We start from the raw sequence: 23,301 nt of genomic DNA, 5'->3' as shown, positions 1-23,301 counted from the left end.
CGCCCCGTTAACCACGCTGGCCGAACGCAGGCATTGCGCAGTGGGCACCTCGGCATGGATGCCGAGGTAGCCGCGCTGGGCCATGGATGGCCCTTCGCGGCGGCCCACGGAGCAATGCCGGAGTGAGGGCATGCCGAGCCTAGGCGAGGCACCGAGTGGTGGGGCAAAGCGCTTTTGGTTACTTTTGGCGCTCTTCCAAAAGTGACCCGCTGTAAGAGCGGAACCATAAGTAGCCGTTACCGCAGAAACGGATACACACACCAACCCACGCCTCTCGGAACAGATAATCAGAAAACAGCATTACCGTCTTCTACGGGCCTTTTTATGCGGAGTGATTCTTGACACTGGCCAGTCAGCTTCTCTAGGATGCCGCTCATGCGCCGATTTAAACAGCTACTTGCGGGGCGCCAGGTGACTCAATCCAGTCGCCGATAGAAGCCGGAAGACAAGGCTTCGAAATACCGCTAAAGCGCTGGTTCGGTGTTGCCTCTCACCTGCCATGCAGACTTTTGAGGCAGAGACACGACACGATGAACGCACCCAGCCCCCTAGTACGTCTTGCGCCGATCACGGCGAACCTTGTGCAACGCAACCCGAAAATTCTCCTGGGCGGCACTCACCAGCCAACGCTCTTGCGCTATCTCGACGGCTGGCCGCGTCGTAACCATGGGCCCGCTGCTTTCCTGATCCAGTTTGTCGAAGACGGCGAGTCACTGGCGCGGTTCGCCAATGACAGTTTCGACCTGGCCGTCATCCAGTCCCCCAGTGCGGCGGACGCTCCTGAAATGATCCGGCAGTTGACCCGTGTCGCCCGGCAGGGCTTGATCACGCGCCGCTGAGGCGAGGATTACGGATACGCGATGTCCACGATGTAGACCCGTTTCTCGCCGGTAGGCGTCTGGACGCTGACCTCGGCATCCAGGGCCTTGCCGATCAGGGCCCGGGCCAACGGTGAGTCGATACTGATCAGGTTCTGCTTCAGGTCCAGCTCGTCCGGGCCGACGATGCGATAGCGTGATTCCTTGCCATCCTCATCTTCGACCGTCACCCAGGCACCGAAGTACACCTTGTTCGGATCGCTGGGTTTTTCACTGACCACTTTGAGCGCTTCAAGGCGCTTGGTGAGGAAGCGCACGCGACTGTCGATTTCCCGCAGCATTTTCTTGCCGTAGGTGTATTCGGCATTTTCCGAACGGTCACCCTGGGCCGCCGCCTCGCTGACCGCCTGGGTCACCTGGGGACGGCGCACATGCCACAGCTCATGGAACTCGGCGCGCATCCGCGCTTCACCCTCGGGGGTGATCAGCGCGGTGCCGGCGGTGCGGGGTGGGCGATAACGGCTCATGGCAACTTCTTGTAATAGCGAAGCCGGGAGTCTATCAACCCTCGCGCAATACTGTCAGCGGGCTGGCGTTGAGCGCTCGACGGGTGCCAAATACCCCGGCCGCACCGATCAACAAGGCCCCCAGCAGCGGCAATGCCAACAGCCATGGATGCGGATGCCAGGGCAGGTCGAAGGCGTATCGGTAAAGCACCAGGCTCACCAGCTCCGAACCCAGGGCCGCGAGCAGGCCGCTGACCGCGCCCAGCAGGCCGAACTCGATGCGCCGGGCCTTGACCAGCAGAGGCCGTTCGGCGCCCAGTGCGCGCAACAGCGCGCCTTGGTGAATCCTCTCGTCGAGGGTCGCCTGCAGGCCGGAAAACAGCACCGCCATCCCCGCCGCCAGCACAAACAGCAGCACGTACTCCACCGCCAGGGTCACCTGGGCCAGAATGCTGCGCAGCTGCTCGAGCAGGGCTTCGACTTGCAGGATCGTCACCGCCGGAAAGGCCCGGGACAGGTCGACGATCTGTTGGTCGTGGCCCGGCGCCAGGTAGAAACTGGTGAGATAGGTCGCCGGCAGATCCTTCAATGTGCCGGGCTGGAAGATCATGAAGAAGTTGGGCTGGAAATTGTCCCAGTTGATCTCCCGCAGGCTGGTGACCTTCGCTTCACGGTTGACACCCCCCACGCTGAACACCAGACGGTCGCCCAGTTTGATATTGAGGTTCTCGGCCACTTTGCCTTCCACCGAAACCCCGGGGATATCGTCCGGTGGCTGCTGTGGCCACCAGGTCCCTGCGGTGACGATGTTGCCCGCCGGCAGGTCTTCGGCCCAGGTCAGGCTCAGGTCACGTTGCAGCGCCCGGTCACCGGCCGATTCCTTGGTGACGAACTCTGTGGCCGGCTCGCCATTGATGCTGATGAGACGCCCGGGTACCACGGGGTAGAGCGGGGCCGATTGCGCCGACAATGCCAGCAGCTTGTCGGTGAAGGCCTGCTTGTCGTTGGGCAGGATATTCAGGGCGAAATAGTTCGGGGCGTTTTTTGGCAACTGGTTTTGCCAGGTGTCCAGTAGTTCACCGCGCAACAGCGCGATCAGCGCCATGGACAGCAGGATCAGGCCGAACGCCAGGGCCTGGCCTGCCGCCGCCAAGGGATGGCGCAGCAATTGGCCGAGGCCCAGCCGCCAGGGCAAGGCGGCGCGGGCCAGCAGGCGACGCAGGCTCTGGAGCAGCAGCAACAACAAGCTGCCAAGCACCAGTGCGGCGACGACGCCACCACCGAGCAGGGCGAAGGTGAGGACCAGGTCCAGGCTCAGGCGCCACATGATCAGGCCCAAGGCACCCAACGCAGCACCGTAGATCACCCAGGAGCTGGAGGGGATCGGCAGCATGTCCCGGCGCAGTACGCGCAACGGTGGTACCCGGCCCAGCGCAGCCAGTGGCGGCAGGGCGAACCCTGCCAGCGCCACCAGCCCGGTGCCGATCCCGGCGATCGCCGGCAGCAGGCCACCCGGCGGAACGGTGGTGGGTAGCAGGTCATGCAGCAGGGCGAACAGGCCCAGTTGGGCGATCCAGCCGAGCAGGGCGCCACTGATGCTGGCGAGCAGGCCCAGCACCGTCAATTGCAGGCTGAACAGCACCATGGTTTCCCGGCGTGACAGGCCCAGGCAGCGTAGCAGCGCGCTGGCATCGAAACGTCGGGTGGCAAAGCGGTTGGCCGAGAGCGCGACGGCGACACCGGACAGCAACACCGCTACCAGGCTGGCCATGTTCAGGTAGCGTTCGGCCTTGCCCAGGGCCCCACCGATCTGCCGGTTGCCGTCGCGGGCATCCTGCAGGCGTTGGTTGGCTTCAAGGCCCGGCTTGACCAGGTCACGGTAGGTTTGCAGCGCCGGCGCAGGGCCACGCCACAGGTCTCGATAGCTGACACGGCTGCCCGGCTGGACCACGCCGGTGGCTTCCAGGTCCTTGAGGTTGATCAGCACCCGCGGGGTGAGGCTGTAGAAGTTGCCGGCGCGATCGGGCTCGTAAGTCAGTACGCGGCTCAGGCGCAAGGTCTGGTTGCCGACGTCGATGCTGTCGCCGATCTTCAGGTCCAGTGCCGTCAGCAGTCGTGCTTCGACCCAGGCCTCGCCAGGGTTCGGACGTCCGCCGATTTCTTCCGGGGCGAACGGGGTTGGGGTGCTTTTCAGTTCGCCGCGCAATGGGTAGCTGTCATCGGCCGCCTTGACGCTGGACAGCTGGATGCCGTTGTCGGTGGCCACGACACTGGAGAACTCCACGACCCGGGCGTGTTCCAGGCCCAGTTCGGTGCCGCTGCGGATCTGCTCCGGGCGGGCGGGGGAGCTGCCTTCGAGCAGCAGGTCGGCACCGAGGAACTCGGTGGCGCGCATCATCATCGCGCCGTTGAGGCGTGCGCCGAAGTAACCGATGGCGGTACTTGCCGCCACCGCCACCAGCAGGGCGAAGAACAACACCCGCAACTCACCGGCGCGGGCATCGCGAAGCAATTGACGGACAGCGAGACTGAACAGGCGCAACAGCGGCAAGCGTGCCATCAAGGCTCCAGAGGGGCGACCATCTCGCCGGCTTCAAGTCGGATCAGGCGCCGGCAGCGATGTGCCAGGCGTTCATCATGGGTCACCAGCACCAGGGTCGTGCCGCGTTCCTTGTTCAATTCGAACAGCAGGTCGCTGATGCGCTCGCCGGTGTGGCTGTCGAGGTTGCCGGTGGGTTCGTCGGCAAACAGCACGTCGGGCTCGGCGGCAAAGGCGCGGGCAATCGCCACCCGTTGCTGTTCGCCACCGGAGAGCTGGCGCGGCGAGTGGGTCAAGCGCTGGCCCAGGCCAACGCGCTGCAACAATTGCGTGGCACGTTCTCGGGCATCCTTGCGCCCGTCCAGTTCCAGCGGCAGCATGACGTTTTCCAGTGCGTTGAGGCTGTCGAGCAACTGGAACGACTGGAAGACGAAACCGACATGCTCGGCGCGGATCCGCGCGCGCTGGTCTTCATCCAGTGCGCTGAGGGCCTGGCCGGCGAGCGTCACTTCGCCGCTGCTGGGCAGGTCGAGGCCGGCCAGCAGACCCAGGAGGGTGGATTTGCCGGAACCGGATGCGCCAACGATGGCCAGGCTGTCGCCTCTATTCAGTTCGAGGCTGAGTTCGTGCAGGATGGTCAGTTCACCTTCCGCGCTGGAGACCACTTTGCTAAGGTCCGTCGCGGTGAGAATGCTTGAGCCCATGGAGAGTCCGATGCGTGTGTGGTTTTTGAGTGCCGGCCTGGCCTTGATGTGCATGGCCCAGAACGCAGCGGCGGGTACAGTCCTGATCGTTGGCGATAGTATCAGCGCGGCTTTCGGCCTGGATACCCGGCAAGGGTGGGTGTCGTTGCTCGAACAACGGCTCAAGGCCGAGGGTTTTGACGATAAAGTGGTCAATGCGTCCATCAGTGGCGACACCAGTGCCGGAGGCCAGGCGCGGCTGCCGGCGCTGCTTGCAGCCCATAAGCCGGACCTGGTGATCCTGGAACTGGGTGGCAACGATGGCTTGCGCGGACAGCCGCCAACACAATTGCAACAAAACCTTGCAGCGATGATCGACAGCGCCCGCGCCAGCGGAGCCAAGGTGCTTTTGCTGGGCATGCAACTGCCGCCCAATTACGGGCGGCGCTACACCGAGGCCTTTACCCGGGTCTACAGCACCCTGGCCGAGGAGAAAAAAGTCCCGTTGGTGCCGTTTTTCCTCAAGGACGTCGGTGGCGTCCCGACCATGATGCAAGGCGACGGATTGCACCCGTCCGTCGCGGCCCAGGGTCAGTTGCTGGAAAATGTCTGGCCGACGCTGAAACCGCTGCTTTGACGCTTTTCTAAGGGCGGGCTTTCGGCTAATGTGGCGCCCCCGATTTGGAGCCCCCGATGCCGCGTCCCGCCTGGTCCCTGTTTGCCTACCAACTGATCGAGCCTGACGAGCAGCTGGATCTGTTCGCCTGCCAGGAAGTACGGGTGCACCTGGTGACCCGGCAGTTGGAACTCGGTGGCTCGGCCGACCGGACCCTCTGCGGCAGCCTGCTGCCGGCCCAGCCGCGCTGGTCGAGCGTCGATCGCAAGATTTTCCAGGATCATCGCCTGTGCTCGCTGTGCCGGGCGATCCTGGAGTCCCAGAAGCGCGGCACTTCGCCGATCTGGCCGGAGTTGCGGTTCGAGTTGTAGTCCCCGTTCCAGTGTGGGAGCGAGCTTGCTCGCGATAGGGCCGGCACCTCCAATACAGGATGAGCAGGTCCACCGCTATCGCGAGCAAGCTCGCTCCCACAGGGGGCACTTCAACTTCCAGGCATGTTGCACATCGGACGCCTTTGTACCGCTCTCCCCGAAATAACAGGTGGCAGTGTACAATCGCCGTTTTCATACCCTGTTCGATCTGCGAAGGATTTCCCGGATGTTGCCGCGCTTGCCTGCCGTCGCCCGCTGCCTGTCTCTTGCCGCCCTGTGTATGGCGGGCCCCGTTGCCGCCCTGGAGCTGCCTCTGCCACCGCCGGGTGAAGACATCATTGGCCAGGTGCAGGTCATCAAGGCCAAATACGAAGACACCTTCGCTGACCTGGGCACCACCTATGACCTGGGCTACAGCGAGATGGTCGCCGCCAACCCGGGGGTCGATCCCTGGTTGCCGGGCGCTGGCACCGAGATCGTGCTGCCAACTCGCTTCATCCTGCCACCGGGTCCGCGCGAGGGCATCGTGATCAACCTGGCCGAGTACCGCCTCTACTATTTCCCCAAGGGGCGGAACGTGGTCTACACCTTCCCGCTGGGGATTGGGCGTGAGGGCTGGGGATCGCCGATCGCCCACACCAGCATCATCGCCAAGACACCGAACCCGACCTGGACCCCGCCGGCATCGATCAAGGCCGAACACGCTGCCGACGGCGACCCGCTGCCAAATGTCGTGCCGGCCGGTCCCGATAACCCGCTGGGGCCGTTCAAGTTCACCCTGGGTACCCCGGGCTACCTGATCCATGGTTCGAACAAGAAGTTCGGCATCGGCATGCGGACCAGTCACGGCTGCTTCCGGATGTTCAACAACAACGTCCTGGAAATGGCCGGCATGGTGCCGGTGGGTACATCGGTGCGGATCATCAATGACCCCTACAAGCTGGGCTTGAGCGGTGGCAAGGTGTACCTGGAAGCGCATACGCCGCTGGACGACAAGGGCAACCCGTCGGTGGTGGACAAGCACACCGCAGTGATCAACGCGATGCTCAAGCGTGAAGACATCACCAGCAACCTGCGTATGAACTGGGACGTGGTGCGGGACGTGGTGGCGGCCGAAGATGGCCTGCCGGTGGAAATCGCTATTCCGAACACCTCGGCACCGATGGTCACGAGCGCGCCGATCGACTTGCAGCAGTAAAAAACTCGAAAACAACCCGCCGACGTTTCGCGATGTCGGCGGGTTTTTTATTGCCTGCTAAAACTCAAGCAATAAAAAAGCCGACCCAAAAATGGGTCGGCTCGATAACAATCCCGAAGGACTATTACTTGCGGCTAGCTTTTTCCAGCATGCGCAGAGCACGCTCGTTAGCTTCGTCAGCAGTCTGTTGTGCTTTTTGAGCAGCAGCCAGAGCTTCATCAGCTTTACGGTAAGCTTCGTCTGCACGAGCCTGGGAGCGAGCTGCTGCGTCTTCGGTAGCAGTCAGACGTGCTTCGGTTTCTTTCGATGCGCTGCTGCAACCGGTAGCCAGAACTGCGGCCAGGGCCAGAGCAGAGAATTTCAGAACGTTGTTCATCGGTTTCCCCTTCAAGGACTTTCTATTAGTGACTGTCTCCCCAGACTGAGGAGTTAGCCGGCGTACATACTACCCATTACTTGTAGTAAGTAAACTGACGTAGCGCAAGAAGCAAAAAAATTGTAGGCGGTGATTCTTTTTCGAGCAACTTTTCTTCGGATTGTTTAAAAAATATACAGGCCCAAGCCCATGGCTGGGGCGTGCTGGCGGAAAAAAGTTCCGCAGCGGGGCGAACTCTTGCAGCCCTCGCTAACGTCGTTGTTTATTGATTCACCTACACTTTTGTACATTTTTTGTGCAATGCCCCAGGCATCTTTATTGGTATTGGCGGTGACTTTAACTACGCGTGCTCGTCTCAAGACTCAACAACTGGCGATGTTCAGCTATTGCACCGTGACCGACTACAGCGCGACGATGGCGCTCAATCGATAAACCCGACCAGGTTACCCCTTCGATGACAGGCGTGCCTTGAGCATTTGCGTCATTGGTGCCTACTATTCACGACGTGCTCGGGTTTGAGCGGATCGGTTTGGCGCTCGGTGACCAGGAAGGCACGGGGTGGCGTAGATGTTCCTTCGCCGGAAAAACATCGGTAAGGTAGGGGTCGGCATTCAGACCCGCGAGGAGTAGTGATGAGCGAGGCGGTTTCCATCCACCATGACCAGGCTGGTCATCAGTTCGAGACCAATGTGGACGGTCATCGTGCCTATCTGACCTATATGGACCTGGGCAAGCAGACCTTGGACATCTATCGTACCTTCGTGCCTAATGCCTTGCGTGGCCGGGGCATCGCAGCCGCGTTGACCGAACGGGCGCTGCAGTACGCCGAAGAAATGGGCTACACGGTGATCCCGTCCTGCTCCTACGTGGAGCGCTACATGGAGCGTCACCAGCGGCACGCGGCGAAACTCTGAGAAAACGGATTCCCATAAAAAAACGCCGGGCTGAAAAGCCCGGCGTTTTTTTATGGCTTGAGGAAAGTAAAAGATCGCAGGCTTCGCCAGCTCCTACATCCCCGCTCCAAATATGTGCAGGAGCTGCGTAGGAGCTGTGTAGGAGCTGTCGAGTGAAACGAGGCTGCGATCTTTTTCAGCCGCGCTGCCGCTTCGGCAATACATCCTTGAGCTTGGCATGCATGCTGCGCAGGGTGTTCTCGGTCGCGCTCCAGTCGATGCAGGCATCGGTGATGGAGACGCCGTACTGCAAGTCGGCGAGGTCTTTCGGGATCGCCTGGCAGCCCCAGTTCAAGTGGCTTTCGACCATCAGGCCGATAATCGACTGGTTGCCTTCCAGGATCTGGTTGGCCACGTTCTCCATCACCAGCGGTTGCAGTGCCGGGTCCTTGTTGGAGTTGGCGTGGCTGCAGTCGACCATGATGTTCGGCTTGATCTTGGCTTTGTTCAGCGCCTGTTCACACAGCGCGACGCTGACCGAATCGTAGTTCGGCTTGCCGTTGCCACCGCGCAGCACCACGTGACCGTAGGCGTTGCCCTTGGTGGTGACGATCGACACGCCACCTTCCTGGTTGATGCCCAGGAAACGGTGTGGGCTGGAGACCGACTGCAAGGCGTTGATCGCCACGGTGAGACCACCGTCGGTGCCGTTCTTGAAGCCCACTGCCGACGATAGGCCGGAGGCCATTTCGCGGTGGGTCTGGGATTCGGTGGTGCGCGCGCCGATGGCCGACCAGCTGATCAGGTCCTGCAAGTATTGCGGCGAGATTGGGTCCAGGGCTTCGGTGGCCGTGGGCAGGCCCATTTCCGCCAGGTCCAGCAGCAATTGGCGACCGATGTGCAGGCCATCCTGGATCTTGAAGGAGTCGTCCAGGTACGGGTCGTTGATCAGGCCTTTCCAGCCGACGGTGGTCCGAGGCTTCTCGAAATACACCCGCATGACCAGGTACAAGGTGTCGGAGACTTCCGCAGCCAGCACTTTGAGGCGCTCGGCGTATTCGTGGGCGGCCTTGATGTCATGGATCGAGCAGGGCCCGATGACCACGAACAGGCGATGATCGGTGCCGTCCAGGATGTTGCGGATGACTTCCCGGCCCTTGGTCACGGTGCGCAGGGCAGCGTCGCTCAGGGGAATATCGCGCTTGAGCTGGTCAGGCGTGATGAGGGTCTCGTTGGAGGCGACGTTAAGGTCGTTGATCGGTAAATCAGCCATCGTGTTACTCGTCAGGTCACGGGTGCCGGCCGCCAGCGATCCCCGCGCGGCGGTGCACAGCGGATTTTAAGCGCGTCGGGGAGCCGAACCTTATCGCGTTACGAGGCTGCTCGACAATGGGCTGGGACGGGTTTAATGCCCTATAGGCTGGGGAAAAGGCCTTGGAGATGGCTCTGCAACAGATTCGTGAGCAGATGTAATGAAGATTGCATGCCATGCCGCTCGCGCTGATAGTGTGCAGGGACTTTTACCTGGAGAGTTGCAACGATGCAGGCAGGCGTGAAACCGCGGATCGGGATGATCGGCACCGGGGCGATCGGTGGGTTCTACGGCGTGATGCTGGCGCGTGCCGGTTTTGACGTGCACTTTTTACTGCGCAGCGAATTTGCTGCCGTGGCCGAAGCCGGTTTGCGGATCGACAGCGCGGTTCACGGTGCGCTGGCCCTCAACCCCGTCCAGGCGTATCGCTCGGCAGCCGACATGCCGCCCTGCGACTGGCTGCTGGTCGGCGCCAAGACCACCAGCAATGCCGAGCTTGCCCCGGCCATTACCCAGGCTGCCGCTGATGGTGCAAAAGTCCTGTTGCTGCAGAACGGCCTGGATGTCGAAGACGATCTTCGACCTTTGTTGCCCGACTCGTTGCACCTGTTGGGTGGCCTGTGCCTGATCTGCGTGCATCGCGTCGGCCCTGGTGTCGTCACCCACCAGGCCCTTGGTGCGGTCAACGTCGGCTATCACAGCGGTCCTTGCGCCGATCAGGCACAACGCATGGTGATCGTCGAAGAGGCGGCGACGTTGTTCCGCAGCGCCGGTATCGACGCCCAGGCCATGCCGGGCCTGCAACAGGCCCGCTGGCAGAAGCTGGTGTGGAATGTGCCATACAACGGTCTTTCGGTTCTGTTGGGCGCCAGTACCACGCCGTTGATGGCCAACGACCATAGCCGCGAATTGATCCAGGCACTGATGGGGGAGGTGGTCCGCGGTGCGCAAGCCTGCGGGCATCACATCGCGCCGGGTTATGCCGAGTATCTGTTCACGATGACCGAGAAGATGCCCGACTACTGGCCGAGCATGTACCACGATTATTCCCACAAGCGTGCGCTGGAGCTGGACGCGATCTACGGCCGGCCGTTGGCGGCAGCGAAAGCGGCAGGGTGTGAGCTGCCGAAAATCGAAGCCTTGTACCAGGCGTTGGCGTTCGTGGACCGATATAACCGCTGAGCGGGCGAAAGGGGAGCGGCATGGCAAACAACATCGACGACAAACTGGTGCTGGCGATTTCGTCGCGGGCGCTGTTCGACCTGCGGGAAAGCCACAAGGTGTACTTGTCGAGTGGCGTCGAAGCCTATCGGCAATACCAGATCGAGCATGAAGACGAAGTCCTGGCACCCGGTGATGCCTTCGCCCTCGTACAAAAGCTGCTGAACCTCAACGAGCACCTGGGGCGTGCCCGGGTCGAGGTAATTCTCGTTTCGCGCAACAGCGCCGACACCGGCCTTCGAGTGTTCAACTCGATTCATCATTATGGGCTGGCGATTTCCCGCGCTGCCTTCGTTGGTGGCCGCAGTCCTTACCCTTACCTCAAGGCATTCGGTTGCGATCTCTTTCTGTCCACCCACGCTGAAGACGTGCGCAGCGCCCTGGACGCCGGATTTGCCGCCGCGACCATCCTGTCGGGTGGTGCCAGTCGCGCGGCCAGCGAGGAACTGCGCATTGCCTTCGATGGCGACGCCGTGCTGTTTTCCGATGAATCGGAGCGCGTCTATCAGGCCGATGGGTTGGAAGCTTTCCAGGCCAGCGAACGACAGGCCGCCCGCGAGCCGCTGCGAGGCGGGCCGTTCAAGGGCTTCCTGGCGGCGCTCAATGCACTGCAGCGCGAGTTTCCCGAGGACGCCTGCCCCATTCGTACGGCGCTGGTGACGGCCCGTTCGGCACCGGCTCACGAGCGGGTTATCCGGACCTTGCGTGAGTGGGATATTCGCCTGGACGAGTCGCTGTTCCTGGGCGGCCTGACCAAATCGGCTTTCCTCGAAGCCTTCGCCGCCGATGTTTTTTTCGATGACCAGACCGGCCACTGCGAACTGGCTCGTGAGGTGGTTGCCACCGGCCACGTGCCCCACGGTATCAGTAATGAAATGAAGCCCTGACTGCCCTTGGTCCGGGACGTCAAGCCGCACGTCGCAGTCCCCGAGGCGCTGCTAAGCTGAATCAATCTCCGCCATTTTGGCACGCGAGGAGGTCACATGATTCGTTCGATGCTGTACGCCACAGACCTGGGCCTCTATGCCCCTTATGTGATGCAGCATGCCTTGGCGTTAGCACGGACGTTTGAAGCCGAGTTGTATGTGGTGCATGCGGTAGAACCGATGGGGTTGTTCGCCGAGTCGGTGTTGCAAAGCTATCTTGACGAGCAGGCGCTGAACGAATTCCACCGCCAGGGTCTGAATACGGTGATGGCCAATATCGAACAGCGGGTGCTCGACAGTTTTCGCGAGGAGTTGGGGGAAGGGCAGCAGGACTTGAAACTGATCAAGTCGGTCAGGGTGTACCAGGGCGATCCTTCCCAAGTCATCCTGGAGCAGGCTGCGAAACTCTCCGTCGACTTGCTGATCGTAGGCAGTCATTGCCAAGGGGCAAGCGGTGAAACCCCCTTGGGCCGAACCGCTGCACGGGTATTGCAGTTATCCCGGGTACCGGTCTACCTGGTACCGCTGGTACAGCGCCGACGCCAGGGAGAGGCCTGAGGCGAAACGATGGCTTTTTATAAAAAGTTCTAGATTTATTGTCGAAACCTTTCATATAGTTATATACCGTCGCTGATGCCCGTGGCGTCCAACTGCTTTGAGGGATACATATGAAGCTTCAACAACTGCGCTACATCTGGGAAGTGGCGCACCACGACCTCAACGTTTCCGCTACTGCCCAAAGCCTCTACACATCGCAACCCGGCATCAGCAAGCAGATCCGCCTGTTGGAAGATGAACTGGGCGTCGAAGTCTTCGCCCGCAGTGGCAAACACCTGACCCGCGTGACTCCGGCTGGTGAGCGCATCATCACTACGGCTGGCGAGATTCTGCGCAAGGTCGAAAGCATCAAGCAGATCGCCCAGGAATTCTCCAACGAGAAAAAAGGCACCCTGTCGATCGCCACCACCCACACCCAGGCCCGCTACGCGCTGCCGCCGGTGATCAGCAATTTCATCAAGCAATACCCCGACGTGGCGCTGCACATGCACCAGGGTTCGCCGATGCAGATCGCCGAGATGGCCGCCGATGGCACAGTGGATTTCGCCATCGCCACCGAGGCCCTGGAGTTGTTCGGGGACCTGGTGATGATGCCGTGCTATCGCTGGAACCGCTGCGTGGTCGTGCCCCAGGGCCATCCGTTGACCAAGCTGCCGAAGCTGACCCTCGAAGCCCTGGCCGAATACCCGATCGTGACCTACGTCTTCGGTTTCACCGGTCGTTCCAAGCTCGACGAAGCCTTCAGCCATCGTGGCCTGACGCCGAAAGTGGTGTTCACCGCCGCCGACGCCGACGTGATCAAGACTTACGTTCGCCTGGGGTTGGGCGTGGGCATCGTCGCGAAGATGGCCGTCGATACCAAGCTCGACGGTGACCTGGTGGTGCTGGATGCCAGCGAGTTGTTCGAATCCAGCGTGACCAAGATCGGCTTCCGTCGTGGCACGTTCCTGCGGGGTTTCATGTGCGATTTCATCGAGAAATTTGCACCGCACCTGACCCGGGAAGTCATGGCCAAGGCCATTCAGTGCCACAACAAGCAAGAACTCGAAGAGTTGTTCGACGGCGTCGAACTACCGGTGCACTAAGACCCTTCTAGATCGCCTCGGTGACAGCGAACTGTTGCCGGGCGCCCGCTACCACGATCTCTACTTCATCCCCTTCGAACTTGCCCAGAAGGCCGCGGCCCAGCGGTGAGCGAGGGGTGATGACGGTGATCGGCTGGCCCACCAGCGAGACCTTCAAGCCCGCCGCATCCGGCCCCAGGAAGAGCCATTGCTGGCGACCGTCCTCATCTTCCAGCCCGATCAAGGTGCCGACCTGAATACCGCGCTGTTCGTCGTAAGGCCTTAGCGTCAGGTTCTGGCAGAGGGTGAGGGCCTGGCGGATTTCTTCCACGCGCCTGGCTTGTCCGGCGGCGAGGTAGGACGCCTCGAGGCCCAGGGTGTCGTACTTGTTCTCGGCGATGTTTTCTTCGTGGGTCGCGGTTTCGTAGGCGGTCTGCGCGGCGCGTTCGGCGATGTCGAGATCAATCTTGAGCTTGTCGAGAATCAGCTGGTGGACGGTCTGTTTGTTCATGGTCATTCGCAGAATTGCAGGACGTTGGCGCGGCTTTTTTCACTGGGCGCATTCTGGTCCTGTTGCAGCCAGAACTGGCACTTGGGGTTGGACAGGTTGCGCGGATTGTTGCGGGCCTGATCGAGCGCTTGGCGCTGCTCGTTCCTCTGCAAGTTCTGCTGGTACTGCTCGAACATCGGTGTGGGCGGCTCTGGGGGTGGTTGCACCGCCGGTGGTTGCGCCAGTTGATGGACGGCGGCGGCCACGGGTGCCAGTTGTTCGTTGAACAGAAATCTGGACAGCAGCCAGCCCGTCAACACGATGGCGAGGAACCCCAGCCACAGGCCCAGGGCGATGCTGAAGGTCAATTGCAAAGCCGTGAGGCGCGAGGGTGTCGAGTGGTCGGGCATGGCTGCTTCCTGGCAGGGTCATGGGCAGGCGATGATTGTCGCATGAAGATTAATCGCCGTCGGCTCTTCTGCGTGATCGGTTTATTCGGGACAATCAGGCCTTTGCCACAGGGAGTCGGGAATGACCGTGCGTTGGGATATTTTTTGCACCGTCGTCGATAACTTTGGCGACATTGGTGTCACGTGGCGCCTGGCTCGGCAGTTGGTGTCCGAGCATCGATGCGCGGTGCGGCTATGGGTCGACGACTTGCGTGCCTTCGAACGACTGTGCCCGGAAATCGACATCACCCTGTCCGAGCAATGGCAGCAGGGCGTGCAAGTGCGTCACTGGTCCGGGGAGTGGGCGGCCACCGAAGCCGCCGACGTGGTGATCGCTGCGTTTGCCTGTCAGCTGCCGAGCGCCTACATGGATGCGATGGCCGCGCGCCAGGCCACACCCCTGTGGATGAACCTCGATTATTTGAGCGCCGAGGACTGGGTGATCGGTTGCCACGGCTTGCCGTCGGTGAAATACAAGCATGTGCAGAAATATTTCTTTTTCCCGGGCTTCCAGGAGGGAACCGGCGGCCTGCTGCGTGAGGCGGGTCTTCTGGAACGCCGTCGGCAATTTCAGCAGGACGCCGAAGCACAACGCGTTTTCCTGCAAGGATTGGGCGTCGAACGGGCGCCGCAGGCCTGCCTGATCTCGCTGTTTGCCTACGAGAACGCCGGGTTGGCGAGCTGGTTTGACGCAATGGCCGCCGATGCCCAGGCGTTTCATGTGTTGGTTCCCGAGGGGCGGGTGCTGGGTGATGTCGAGCGTTGGCTTGGGGTCGATGACCTGGCGGTCGGTGCGGTACATCGACGCGGCGCACTGACGGTGCAGGTGTTGCCGTTCATTCGCCAGGACCAGTACGACCAACTGCTATGGTGCTGCGATTTCAACGCCGTGCGTGGCGAAGACTCTTTCGTGCGCGCCCAATGGGCTGGCCGGCCGTTGCTTTGGCATATCTACCAGCAGGAAGAAGACGTCCACCTGGAAAAACTCGAGGCGTTTCTCAGGCTCTACAATCAGGGGCTTTCGCCGGCGGCGCAAAAAGCGACCAGCGGTCTTTGGCGGGCCTGGAATGCCGGCCAGGACATGACCGAACATTGGAAAGCCAGCCGTGAACAGCCGCAGGAACTGGCCGAACATGCCCAGGCGTGGTGTCTGGAACAGGCCTCGCGAGCCGATCTTGCCGCAGCGCTGGTGAAGTTTTATGTAAATTGGATATGATACGCGGCCTAGATTTTTGTAAATCCCATCCAAATTCGGATATTCGCAATGAAAACTGGTAAAGAACTGAAACCCGGGACCGTGATCCGTCTCGAAAACGATCCTTGGCTGGTTCAGAAAGCTGAGTTCACCAAGTCGGGTCGTAACAGCGCGATCATGAAGACCAAGCTGAAGAACCTGCTGACCGGTTACAAGACCGAGATCGTCTACAGCGCCGACGACAAACTGGACGACGTGATCCTCGACCGCAAAGAAGCGACCCTGTCCTTCATCAGCGGCGACACCTACACGTTCATGGACACCACTGACTACACCATGTACGAGCTGAACGCCGAAGACATCGAAAGCGTTCTGCCATTCATCGAAGAAGGCATGACCGACGTCTGCGAAGCCGTGTTCTTCGAAGAGCGCCTGGTTTCCGTAGAACTGCCGACCACTATCGTGCGTGTCGTTGACTACACTGAAGGTTCCGCTCGCGGCGACACTTCCGGCAAGGTCATGAAGCCTGCCAAACTGAGCAACGGTACTGAGCTGCAAGTTGCTGACTTCATCGAAATCGGTGACAAGATCGAGATCGATACCCGCGAAGGCGGTTCCTACAAAGGCCGCGCTAAATAAGCGAAGCCTTGTGTATGAAAAAGCCCGACCATTGAGTCGGGCTTTTTTATGCCTGCGGATCATGTTCAGACCGAGGGACCGGATGGGATCTGTGGTGAGGGGATTTATCCCTGCCCTGTGGGAGCAAAGCTTGCTCGCGATACAGACGCCTCGGTTCCAGATACACCGCACTGTTCTCATCGCGGGCAAGCCTTGCTCCCACAGTGTTTCACCACAAATCACTTCAAGTGTTGCTTGAGCTCCTGCGACGCCTGCAGCATTGCCGAACGCACCGCGGGCACCTGGCTGACCACGTTGAGCAAACCATAGTCGTGGATCATGCCGTTGTAGCGTACGGCCGTGACGGGTACACCGGCCGCGTCCAGCTTGCGGGCATAGGCTTCACCTTCATCACGCAAGACGTCGGCCTCGGCGGTTTGTACCAGCGCGGGCGGCAGGCCCTTGAGTTGTGCGGTGCTGGCGCGTAACGGCGAGGCATAGATCTCGCTGCGTTGCCCGGCATCGGTGGTGTAGTTGTCCCAGAACCACTTCATCATGTTTTTACTGAGGAAGTGCCCCTCGGCGAACTGGTTGTAGGACGCCGTCTCGAAGCTGGCATCGGTCACCGGCCACAGCAACGCCTGGAAACGGATCGCCGGCGTGCCTTTGTCCTTCGCCATCAAGGCCACGACCGCCGCCATGTTGCCGCCGACGCTGTTGCCCACCACGGCCAGGCGCTTGCCGTCGACGTTGATCTGCTTGCCGTGTTCGGCCACCCATTTCGTGGCGGCGTAGGCCTGGTTGATCGCCACCGGGTAATGCGCCTCGGGTGAGGGCGTGTAGTTGACGAACACCGCGACAGCGCCCGAGCCCGCCACCAGATCCCGGACCAGGCGTTCGTGGGTTGGGAAGTCGCCCAATACCCAGCCACCGCCGTGGAAGAACATGAACACCGGCAACTCACCCTTGACCCCGGCTGGGCGAACGATGGTCAGGCTGATCGGCTGGCCATCGACCTGGATGGTTTTCTCGCTGACGTCGGCCTTGGGCAGGGTCAGTTTTACCCCTGCTTGGGCGCCCACCAATACGGCGCGGGCGTCCTTGGGCGACAGTTGCTCCAGGGGCTTGCCGGTGCCGGCATTCAGCGCGTCGAGAAACGCCTGGGTGTTGTGTTCGACGATGCCGTCGGCGAAGGCACTGCTGACGCTGAGGGCGAGAAGGGTGGCGGTCAAGGCTTTGCTGGGCGTGTTCATGTGCATCTCCTTAGGTTTGGGTCCAGGGTCGGTTGTCAGACGGTGACGTGCAGGCGCACATCAACGTTGCCGCGGGTGGCGTTGGAGTACGGGCAGACTTGGTGAGCCGCATCCACCAGGCTTTGCGCGTCGGCCTGGTCCAGCCCTGGCAGGCTGATGTGCAGGTCGATGTCGAGGCCGAAACCGCCGGGGATCTGGCCGATGCCGACATGGGCGGTAATCGAGGCGTCGTCCGGGATCTTGCGTTTGCTCTGGCTGGCCACGAATTTCAGTGCGCCGATGAAGCAGGCCGAGTAGCCGGCGGCGAACAGTTGCTCAGGGTTGGTCGCCGCACCGCCTGCACCACCGAGTTCCTTGGGCGTGGCGAGTTTGACGTCGAGGATGTTGTCGCTGGAGATCGCACGACCATCACGGCCGCCGGTGGAGGTTGCGATTGCGGTGTAGAGAGTTTGCATGATGAGAGCCTCGCTTCTGGGTTGGTGTTGTTGCGCTAAATGTTTGCGCGCTAAGTAGGTGTGAAGCGAATGTATAGCGCTAATATTTTGCGCGCAAGATAAATTTTCGAGGCGAGATGGAATCGGCAATCTGAAAAGGCCTGAAAGCCTTTAGCTAGAGCGGTTATTGAGCGTAAAAATTTTTTGAGGAGGGCAGGGTAGACAGGGCTGCCGCTATCGCGAGCAGGCTCGCTCCCACACTGGATCTCCTGTGAACACAAAATTCATGTCCGACACAGAACCACTGTGGGAGCGAGCCTGCTCGCGATAGCGGTGGATCAGTTGGTGGGGGTATTGGATGTGCCGGCGCCTTCGCGAGCAAGCCCGCTCCCACAGGAGAGGTCAGAGGCTGTCCTGTAAATGCCCGCGCAGTGCCTGCAGGTCAAGTTGCAGCTTCTTCAACTGCTCCAGGGTCAGGCCGCTGGCGGCGAGGATGCATTGGGGGATGTCGAGGGCTTTTTCGCGCAGGGTGCGGCCCTGTTCGGTGAGTTCGACAATCACCACGCGTTCGTCTTCACGGCTGCGGGTGCGGCTCAACAGGCCTTCGGCTTCCAGGCGCTTGAGCAGTGGCGTCAGCGAGCCGGGGTCTGTCAGCAAGCGTGTGCTGATTTCACCGACGGTCAATCCGTCCTTTTCCCACAACACCATCATCGCCAGGTATTGCGGATACGTCAGGCCCAAGGCCTGTAGCAGCGGCTTATAGACTTTGGTCATCAGCAGCGACGTGGAGTGCAAGGCGAAACAGACCTGGTTGTCGAGCAACAGGGCTTCGCAAGCTTCGGGGGTGTCACGCAGGGTGTTCATGGCAAAACCTTCAATCAATGATCGATACGAATCTAGCGGGCGAATCTTTAATGCGCCAGATAATTCTGACGTCATGAGAGATGTTACGTTTCCCCGCTGGCGCCGACTGCGTAGGATAAGCACCCTGATGAAAGGGGAATCGTCTTGTTCGAATTTGTGCAGTTTTTGGTGTTTGGTGCCGTGTTGGGCACCCTGGGGGGATTGTTCGGGATCGGCGGCGGCTTGATTGCCATTCCGGTGCTGGGCGTCTGGTTCGGCCTCGACCAGCAACTGGCCCAAGGTACGGCGCTGGTCATGGTGGTACCCAACGTGATGCTCGCGTTGTGGCGCTATCACCAGCGCAATCGCATCGAATTGCGCCATGTCCTGCCGTTGGCTTCCATGGGTTTCTGCTTTGCCTGGCTGGGTTCGATCTGGGCCGTGGGGATCGACGCGAACAGCATGCGGATCGGCTTCGTCGCGTTCCTGATCGCGCTGACCCTCTACAACCTGGCCCGCATGTTCGCCGCCACCGCACCGGCGTCGGCGCAGATGCGTTATGGCTGGCCATGGCTCGCCGTGTTGGGGGCGGCATCCGGGACCATGGGTGGTTTGTTCGGTGTTGGCGGGGCCGTGGTCGCGACGCCGATCCTGACCAGCATCTTTGGCACCAGCCAGGTGGTCGCCCAAGGGTTATCCCTGGCACTGGCCTTGCCCAGTACCGGCGTGACCCTCGCCACCTATGCGTTTCACCGTGAGGTGGACTGGAGCATCGGCCTGCCGCTGGCCGTCGGTGGCCTGCTGAGCATCAGTTGGGGGGTGAAGGTCGCCCACGCCTTGCCGGAGCGGCTGTTGCGCGGGCTGTTCTGCGGTTTCCTGGTGCTGTGCGCGGTGCTGCTCGCCTTTAAAGTTTGAAGCCTTCGATGATGTGCTCGGCCAGGCACTCGGTGATCGGCGAGGGGTTATGCAGGTTACGGATCAGCATGATGCTGGCCTCGGGCAGTTCCGGCAGGTCTTCAGCTTCGCCCAGCACGCGCATGTCCGGGGTCAGCAGGCTTTCCAGTTGCGCCGTGATTGCCAGGCCGGCGCCCACCACCGCCATGAGCGCCGACAGGCTCGAGCTGTTGTACGCCACGCGATAATCGCGGCCCATGGCATCCAGCGCATTGCAGGCCCATTGCCGGCAGAAACAGTCACTGTTGAACATCGCCAGGGGCAGCGGTGTTTGTTCGTGGACGTTGAAGCAGGCGGCTTCGGCCCAGACAAAGCGCTCCTTGCGCAGCAACTGGCCGATTTCGTCCCCCGGTTTGCGGGTGACGATGGACAGGTCCAGGTCCTGGCGCAACAGCAACTGCTTGGACGATTCGCAGTGCACTTCAATTTCGATCAGCGGGTAGAACTGAGCGAAGCGCTGCAGGATGCCTGGCAGGAAGCGCATCACGTAATCGTCCGGCGTGCCGATGCGCACCGTGCCGACCATGTGCGGTTCGCGCAGGGTATTGAACACTTCGCTGTGCAGCTTGAGGATCCGCCGCGCGTAACCCAGCAGCACCTGGCCTTCGGCGGTGAGCTTGACCTGGCGCCCGTCACGCTCGAACAGCCGTCGTTGCAACACGTCTTCTTCCAGCCGCTTCATCTGCATGCTGACGGCAGACTGGGTGCGATTGACCAATTCCCCGGCCCGGGTGAACCCGCCCTGGTCGGCGATGGCGACAAAGGTACGCAGCACTTCCGTATCGATGCTCGGGTAACTCGACAATTGATCAATCTCCGAGATGTATTGCATAAGAAACATTCGTTGGATTGATCTTATCGTTAGCGCGAGACTTGATCCATCCCCAACGGAGGACATCACGATGAAAGGTCAAAAAGGTTATCTACTGATAGACAAACTCTCCCACGGCTTTTCCGTCAGCGCCCTGCTGCACAAGTTTAGCCGCTGGTACGAATTGCACCACGAGCGTGAACTGCTGGCCGGAATGAGCGACGAGGCGCTCAAGGACATCGGTGTGAGTCGTGCCGACGTGGAGCAGGAAGTGGTTCGGCCATTCTGGGACGACCCAATGCACAAATGAGCCATCCTTTCCTACACAAACCCCTTACTGGTGAGGTAGGTTGCGAGCAGACAAGGAGATCTTCATGCCCGCGACTCTGTCCTTTACCCTCAAACAGGCCCGGCGTCTGGCGTTGGCCGCCCAAGGATTCGATGGGCGCTCACCGCCAGCTTCGGTGCAACCCTCACGCCTCAACCGCCTGATCGAACGCCTCGGCGTCCTGCAGATCGACTCAGTCAATGCGTTGGTGCGCTCGCATTACCTCCCGCTGTTCTCCCGCCTCGGTCACTACAATCGCGATTTGCTCGATCAAGCAGCCTGGAGCCAGGGCCGACGTCGCACGCTGTTCGAATACTGGGGCCATGAAGCGTCGCTGCTGCCGATGTCGATGTATCCGCTGATGCGCTGGCGCATGGATCGGGCTTCGGGTGGCGAAGGGATCTACCAGCAATTGGCGCGTTTCGGCCAAGAACGCCAGGATGTCATCCGCCGCGTCCTGGCCGCGGTCCAGGAACAGGGCGCCCTGGGTGCGGGCAGTTTGTCTACGCGCAAGGAAAAGGCCGGGCCTTGGTGGGACTGGAGCGCGGAGAAACATGCGCTGGAGTGGCTGTTCGCCGCGGGCGAAGTCACGGTGGCGGGGCGACGCGGGTTCGAGCGGCTCTACGACTTGCCGGAACGGGTACTGCCGGCCGCGATCCTGCAGCAACCGTTGCCGGACGAGGCCCATGCCCAACGCGGCTTGCTGATGCATGCTGCCGACGCCTTGGGCATTGCCACCGAGAAAGACCTGCGCGACTACTTTCGCCTCGCTCCGGCCGACTGTCGCGGGCGCCTGGCCGAGCTGGAGGAGGCCGGGGAACTGCTGCGCTGCCAGGTGCAAGGCTGGAAACAACCGGCCTGGTGCCGACCTGCGGCGAAAATTCCTCGCAAGGTCGCCGCCAGTGCCTTGTTGTCGCCGTTCGACTCGCTGGTCTGGGAGCGCGGCCGTACCGAGCGGTTGTTCGACTTTCGCTACCGGTTGGAGATCTACACCCCCGTGCACAAGCGGGTGTATGGCTATTACGTGTTGCCGTTCCTGCACCACGAACGCATTGCCGCGCGGGTGGACCTGCGGGCAGAACGGGCCTTGGGGCAGTTGGCCGTGCATGCCGTGCACGAGGATGCGTCGGGGCTGGACGAGGAGGGGATGCAGGCCCTGGCGCTGAACCTGAGGCGTATGGCCCGGTGGCTGGGGCTGGAGCGGGTGCAGCTCAATTGCCAGCGAGTGAGTGGGGGGCGGTTGGCGGTGGCGTTGGCCCAATTAAGTGGTGACTGACCTGGCCTCATCGCGAGCAGGCTCGCTCCCACATTTGATTTGCCGTGGACACAAAAGCTGTGGTCACCGCATATCCCTGTGGGAGCGAGCCTGCTCGCGAGGCGATTGAACCGGCGAAGAAGGATCTACTGATTCACCGCCGAACCTGCTTCAACGTCTCAGCAATCAGGAAAGCCAATTCCAGCGACTGATCGGCATTCATCCGCGGGTCGCAGTGGGTGTGGTAGCGGTCCGACAGCCCGTCCTCGGTAATCGGGCGTGCGCCGCCGATGCATTCGGTGACGTTTTGCCCGGTCATTTCGATGTGAATCCCGCCGGCATAGGTGCCTTCGGCTTCGTGGACCTGGAAGAACTGCTTCACCTCACCGAGGATCTGCGCAAAGTCGCGGGTCTTGTAGCCGCTGCTGGCCTTGATGGTGTTGCCATGCATCGGGTCTGAGCTCCACAGCACTTGCTTGCCTTCACGCTGCACGGCGCGCAATAGCGGCGGCAAGTGTTCGCCGACCTTGTTAGCGCCCATCCGGGCGATCAGGTTCAGTCGGCCGGGGTCGTTCTGCGGGTTGAGCACGTCGATCAGGCGTATCAGATCGTCCGGGTCCATGCTCGGGCCGACCTTGACCCCGATCGGGTTGTTCACCCCGCGCAGGAATTCGACATGGGCGCCGTCCAACTGACGGGTGCGGTCGCCGATCCACAGCATGTGGGCCGAGCAGTCGTAATAGTCGTTGGTCAGGCTGTCACGGCGCACGAAGGCTTCTTCGTAGTTGAGCAGCAACGCTTCGTGGGCAGTGAAAAAGCTGGTTTCGCGCAGTTGCGGCGAGCTGTCCATGCCGCAGGCGCGCATGAATGCCAGGGTTTCGTCGATGCGGTCGGCCAGGTGGCTGTATTTTTCCGCCAGGGCCGAATTGGCGATGAAGTCCAGGTTCCACTTGTGCACCTGGTGCAGGTCGGCGAACCCGCCCTGGGCGAAGGCGCGCAGCAGGTTCAAGGTGGCGGTGGACTGGTGGTAGGACTGCAGCAACCGCTCCGGGTCCGGTACGCGGCTTTTCTCGTCGAAACCGATACCGTTGACGATATCGCCCCGGTAGGCCGGCAGGGTCACGCCGTCGATGGTTTCGTCGTTGGCCGAGCGCGGCTTGGCGAACTGCCCCGCCATGCGCCCGACCTTGACCACCGGGCAGCCGGCGGCAAAGGTCATGACGATCGCCATCTGCAAGAGCACCTTGAAGGTGTCGCGGATCTTGGCCGCCGAGAACTCGGCAAAGCTTTCGGCGCAGTCGCCGCCTTGCAGCAGGAACGCCCGGCCCTGGGTCACCTCGGCGAACTGACGGCGCAACTCCCGGGCTTCACCGGCAAACACCAGTGGCGGATAACTGGCCAGGGTCTGCTCCACCTGCAACAGGTGCGCGGCGTCGGGGTAGCGGGGTTGCTGCTGGATCGGCAGGGCGCGCCAGCTGTCAGGGCTCCAGGGTTGGCTCATCATGATCTCTAGGTGATTTACGCTCGGACGGCCATGTTATCAGCAAATTAGTGCGTGACCTGCTCCGGTCGCTTCGCGGACAATCGCGC

At 61.3% G+C, this 23,301-nt stretch carries 26 protein-coding genes; 14 read left to right on the top strand and 12 right to left on the bottom strand.

Annotated elements, in window-relative coordinates; genetic code table 11:
* Positions 1-530 precede the first annotated feature (530 nt).
* Positions 531-839 carry a hypothetical protein gene (locus B0E42_RS17525; RefSeq protein WP_024618163.1) on the top strand — a complete coding sequence of 103 codons (309 nt, stop codon included), beginning with the start codon at positions 531-533 and terminating at the stop codon, positions 837-839.
* A gap of 8 nt (positions 840-847) precedes the next feature.
* Here B0E42_RS17525 and greB read toward each other — a convergent pair whose 3' ends face one another.
* Genes greB through B0E42_RS17510 form a run of 3 tightly spaced genes read right to left on the bottom strand, consistent with a single transcriptional unit; the run spans position 848 to position 4,567 of the window.
* Positions 848-1,345, bottom strand: coding sequence for a transcription elongation factor GreB (gene greB, locus B0E42_RS17520; protein ID WP_003199337.1), 498 nt, complete (start codon positions 1,343-1,345; stop codon positions 848-850).
* Positions 1,346-1,379: 34 nt separating this feature from the next.
* On the bottom strand, positions 1,380-3,884 hold the full coding sequence (locus tag B0E42_RS17515) for an ABC transporter permease (RefSeq protein ID WP_053181596.1): 2,505 nt from the start codon (positions 3,882-3,884) through the stop codon (positions 1,380-1,382).
* On the bottom strand, positions 3,884-4,567 hold the full coding sequence (locus B0E42_RS17510; protein ID WP_018603081.1) for an ABC transporter ATP-binding protein: 684 nt from the start codon (positions 4,565-4,567) through the stop codon (positions 3,884-3,886). Before B0E42_RS17510 ends, B0E42_RS17515 begins: the two co-directional genes overlap by 1 nt.
* Before the next feature lie 10 nt (positions 4,568-4,577).
* On the opposite strand from B0E42_RS17510, the gene B0E42_RS17505 reads away from it, so the two are divergent.
* The 3 genes from B0E42_RS17505 to B0E42_RS17495 all read left to right on the top strand — a co-directional run bounded on the left by B0E42_RS17505 (position 4,578) and on the right by B0E42_RS17495 (position 6,731).
* Positions 4,578-5,183 carry an arylesterase gene (locus B0E42_RS17505; protein WP_053181593.1) on the top strand — a complete coding sequence of 202 codons (606 nt, stop codon included), beginning with the start codon at positions 4,578-4,580 and terminating at the stop codon, positions 5,181-5,183.
* Positions 5,184-5,239: 56 nt separating this feature from the next.
* Positions 5,240-5,533, top strand: a complete 294-nt coding sequence (locus B0E42_RS17500; RefSeq protein WP_003199347.1) for a hypothetical protein — start codon at positions 5,240-5,242, stop codon at positions 5,531-5,533.
* A 226-nt stretch (positions 5,534-5,759) separates the two neighbouring features.
* Positions 5,760-6,731 (top strand): L,D-transpeptidase family protein, encoded by a 972-nt coding sequence (locus B0E42_RS17495; protein ID WP_014337267.1) that lies wholly within the window; start codon positions 5,760-5,762, stop codon positions 6,729-6,731.
* A gap of 124 nt (positions 6,732-6,855) precedes the next feature.
* Here B0E42_RS17495 and oprI read toward each other — a convergent pair whose 3' ends face one another.
* Positions 6,856-7,107, bottom strand: coding sequence for an outer membrane lipoprotei OprI (gene oprI / locus B0E42_RS17490; RefSeq protein WP_003183784.1), 252 nt, complete (start codon positions 7,105-7,107; stop codon positions 6,856-6,858).
* Positions 7,108-7,739: 632 nt separating this feature from the next.
* Here oprI and B0E42_RS17485 point away from each other — a divergent pair.
* Complete coding sequence (locus B0E42_RS17485; protein ID WP_014337268.1) at positions 7,740-8,021, top strand: GNAT family N-acetyltransferase; 282 nt, start codon at positions 7,740-7,742, stop codon at positions 8,019-8,021.
* Positions 8,022-8,196: 175 nt separating this feature from the next.
* On the opposite strand, the gene B0E42_RS17480 is transcribed toward B0E42_RS17485, so the two are convergent.
* Complete coding sequence (locus B0E42_RS17480) at positions 8,197-9,273, bottom strand: 3-deoxy-7-phosphoheptulonate synthase (protein ID WP_003199364.1); 1,077 nt, start codon at positions 9,271-9,273, stop codon at positions 8,197-8,199.
* Positions 9,274-9,540: 267 nt separating this feature from the next.
* Between B0E42_RS17480 and B0E42_RS17475 the strand changes: the two genes are divergently transcribed.
* From B0E42_RS17475 to cysB, 4 genes are all read left to right on the top strand, one after another.
* Positions 9,541-10,494 carry a putative 2-dehydropantoate 2-reductase gene (locus B0E42_RS17475; protein ID WP_053181590.1) on the top strand — a complete coding sequence of 318 codons (954 nt, stop codon included), beginning with the start codon at positions 9,541-9,543 and terminating at the stop codon, positions 10,492-10,494.
* A gap of 20 nt (positions 10,495-10,514) precedes the next feature.
* Positions 10,515-11,420: a 5'-nucleotidase gene (locus B0E42_RS17470; protein WP_003199368.1), complete on the top strand. Its 906-nt coding sequence runs from the start codon at positions 10,515-10,517 to the stop codon at positions 11,418-11,420.
* Positions 11,421-11,516: 96 nt separating this feature from the next.
* On the top strand, positions 11,517-12,017 hold the full coding sequence (locus tag B0E42_RS17465) for a universal stress protein (RefSeq protein WP_014337270.1): 501 nt from the start codon (positions 11,517-11,519) through the stop codon (positions 12,015-12,017).
* A 110-nt stretch (positions 12,018-12,127) separates the two neighbouring features.
* Positions 12,128-13,102 (top strand): HTH-type transcriptional regulator CysB, encoded by a 975-nt coding sequence (gene cysB, locus B0E42_RS17460; protein WP_018603112.1) that lies wholly within the window; start codon positions 12,128-12,130, stop codon positions 13,100-13,102.
* 7 nt (positions 13,103-13,109) lie between these two features.
* Here cysB and B0E42_RS17455 read toward each other — a convergent pair whose 3' ends face one another.
* Together B0E42_RS17455 and B0E42_RS17450 are read right to left on the bottom strand one after the other, a co-directional pair.
* Positions 13,110-13,592: a GreA/GreB family elongation factor gene (locus tag B0E42_RS17455; protein WP_003199378.1), complete on the bottom strand. Its 483-nt coding sequence runs from the start codon at positions 13,590-13,592 to the stop codon at positions 13,110-13,112.
* 2 nt (positions 13,593-13,594) lie between these two features.
* A complete protein-coding gene (locus tag B0E42_RS17450; protein WP_014337272.1) occupies positions 13,595-13,981 on the bottom strand; it encodes a hypothetical protein in 387 nt (128 codons plus the stop codon).
* Between the two features lie 121 nt (positions 13,982-14,102).
* On the opposite strand from B0E42_RS17450, the gene earP reads away from it, so the two are divergent.
* Both earP and B0E42_RS17440 read left to right on the top strand, forming a co-directional pair.
* The gene (gene earP / locus B0E42_RS17445) at positions 14,103-15,236 is read left to right on the top strand and encodes an elongation factor P maturation arginine rhamnosyltransferase EarP (RefSeq protein ID WP_077506921.1); all 1,134 of its coding nucleotides are present in this window, start codon (positions 14,103-14,105) and stop codon (positions 15,234-15,236) included.
* A gap of 48 nt (positions 15,237-15,284) precedes the next feature.
* Positions 15,285-15,854, top strand: coding sequence for an elongation factor P (locus B0E42_RS17440; protein ID WP_018603118.1), 570 nt, complete (start codon positions 15,285-15,287; stop codon positions 15,852-15,854).
* A gap of 218 nt (positions 15,855-16,072) precedes the next feature.
* Here the strand turns inward: B0E42_RS17440 and B0E42_RS17435 are convergent, their stop codons facing one another.
* The 3 genes from B0E42_RS17435 to B0E42_RS17425 all read right to left on the bottom strand — a co-directional run bounded on the left by B0E42_RS17435 (position 16,073) and on the right by B0E42_RS17425 (position 18,384).
* Positions 16,073-17,086: an alpha/beta hydrolase gene (locus tag B0E42_RS17435; RefSeq protein WP_077506920.1), complete on the bottom strand. Its 1,014-nt coding sequence runs from the start codon at positions 17,084-17,086 to the stop codon at positions 16,073-16,075.
* A gap of 35 nt (positions 17,087-17,121) precedes the next feature.
* A complete protein-coding gene (locus B0E42_RS17430; protein ID WP_003199389.1) occupies positions 17,122-17,541 on the bottom strand; it encodes an organic hydroperoxide resistance protein in 420 nt (139 codons plus the stop codon).
* A gap of 381 nt (positions 17,542-17,922) precedes the next feature.
* Entirely contained in the window at positions 17,923-18,384 is a 462-nt protein-coding gene (locus tag B0E42_RS17425) for a MarR family winged helix-turn-helix transcriptional regulator (RefSeq protein WP_077506919.1), read from the bottom strand.
* Positions 18,385-18,528: 144 nt separating this feature from the next.
* On the opposite strand from B0E42_RS17425, the gene B0E42_RS17420 reads away from it, so the two are divergent.
* Entirely contained in the window at positions 18,529-19,278 is a 750-nt protein-coding gene (locus B0E42_RS17420; RefSeq protein WP_077506918.1) for a sulfite exporter TauE/SafE family protein, read from the top strand.
* Here B0E42_RS17420 and B0E42_RS17415 read toward each other — a convergent pair.
* Positions 19,268-20,122 carry a LysR substrate-binding domain-containing protein gene (locus B0E42_RS17415; RefSeq protein ID WP_018603125.1) on the bottom strand — a complete coding sequence of 285 codons (855 nt, stop codon included), beginning with the start codon at positions 20,120-20,122 and terminating at the stop codon, positions 19,268-19,270. The genes B0E42_RS17420 and B0E42_RS17415 overlap by 11 nt on opposite strands.
* Positions 20,123-20,219: 97 nt before the next feature.
* Between B0E42_RS17415 and B0E42_RS17410 the strand changes: the two genes are divergently transcribed.
* Both B0E42_RS17410 and B0E42_RS17405 read left to right on the top strand, forming a co-directional pair.
* Positions 20,220-20,438 carry a DUF1127 domain-containing protein gene (locus B0E42_RS17410; RefSeq protein WP_003199394.1) on the top strand — a complete coding sequence of 73 codons (219 nt, stop codon included), beginning with the start codon at positions 20,220-20,222 and terminating at the stop codon, positions 20,436-20,438.
* Positions 20,439-20,502: 64 nt separating this feature from the next.
* Positions 20,503-21,732: a winged helix-turn-helix domain-containing protein gene (locus B0E42_RS17405; RefSeq protein WP_077506917.1), complete on the top strand. Its 1,230-nt coding sequence runs from the start codon at positions 20,503-20,505 to the stop codon at positions 21,730-21,732.
* A 133-nt stretch (positions 21,733-21,865) separates the two neighbouring features.
* On the opposite strand, the gene B0E42_RS17400 is transcribed toward B0E42_RS17405, so the two are convergent.
* On the bottom strand, positions 21,866-23,212 hold the full coding sequence (locus tag B0E42_RS17400) for a class II 3-deoxy-7-phosphoheptulonate synthase (RefSeq protein ID WP_003199400.1): 1,347 nt from the start codon (positions 23,210-23,212) through the stop codon (positions 21,866-21,868).
* Positions 23,213-23,301: the final 89 nt, after the last annotated feature.

The sequence above is a fragment of the Pseudomonas sp. A25(2017) genome, assembly GCF_002001065.1.
In the GTDB taxonomy this organism is placed as follows: domain Bacteria; phylum Pseudomonadota; class Gammaproteobacteria; order Pseudomonadales; family Pseudomonadaceae; genus Aquipseudomonas; species Aquipseudomonas kilonensis.
This window is presented reverse-complemented; position numbering and strand designations above follow the sequence as displayed.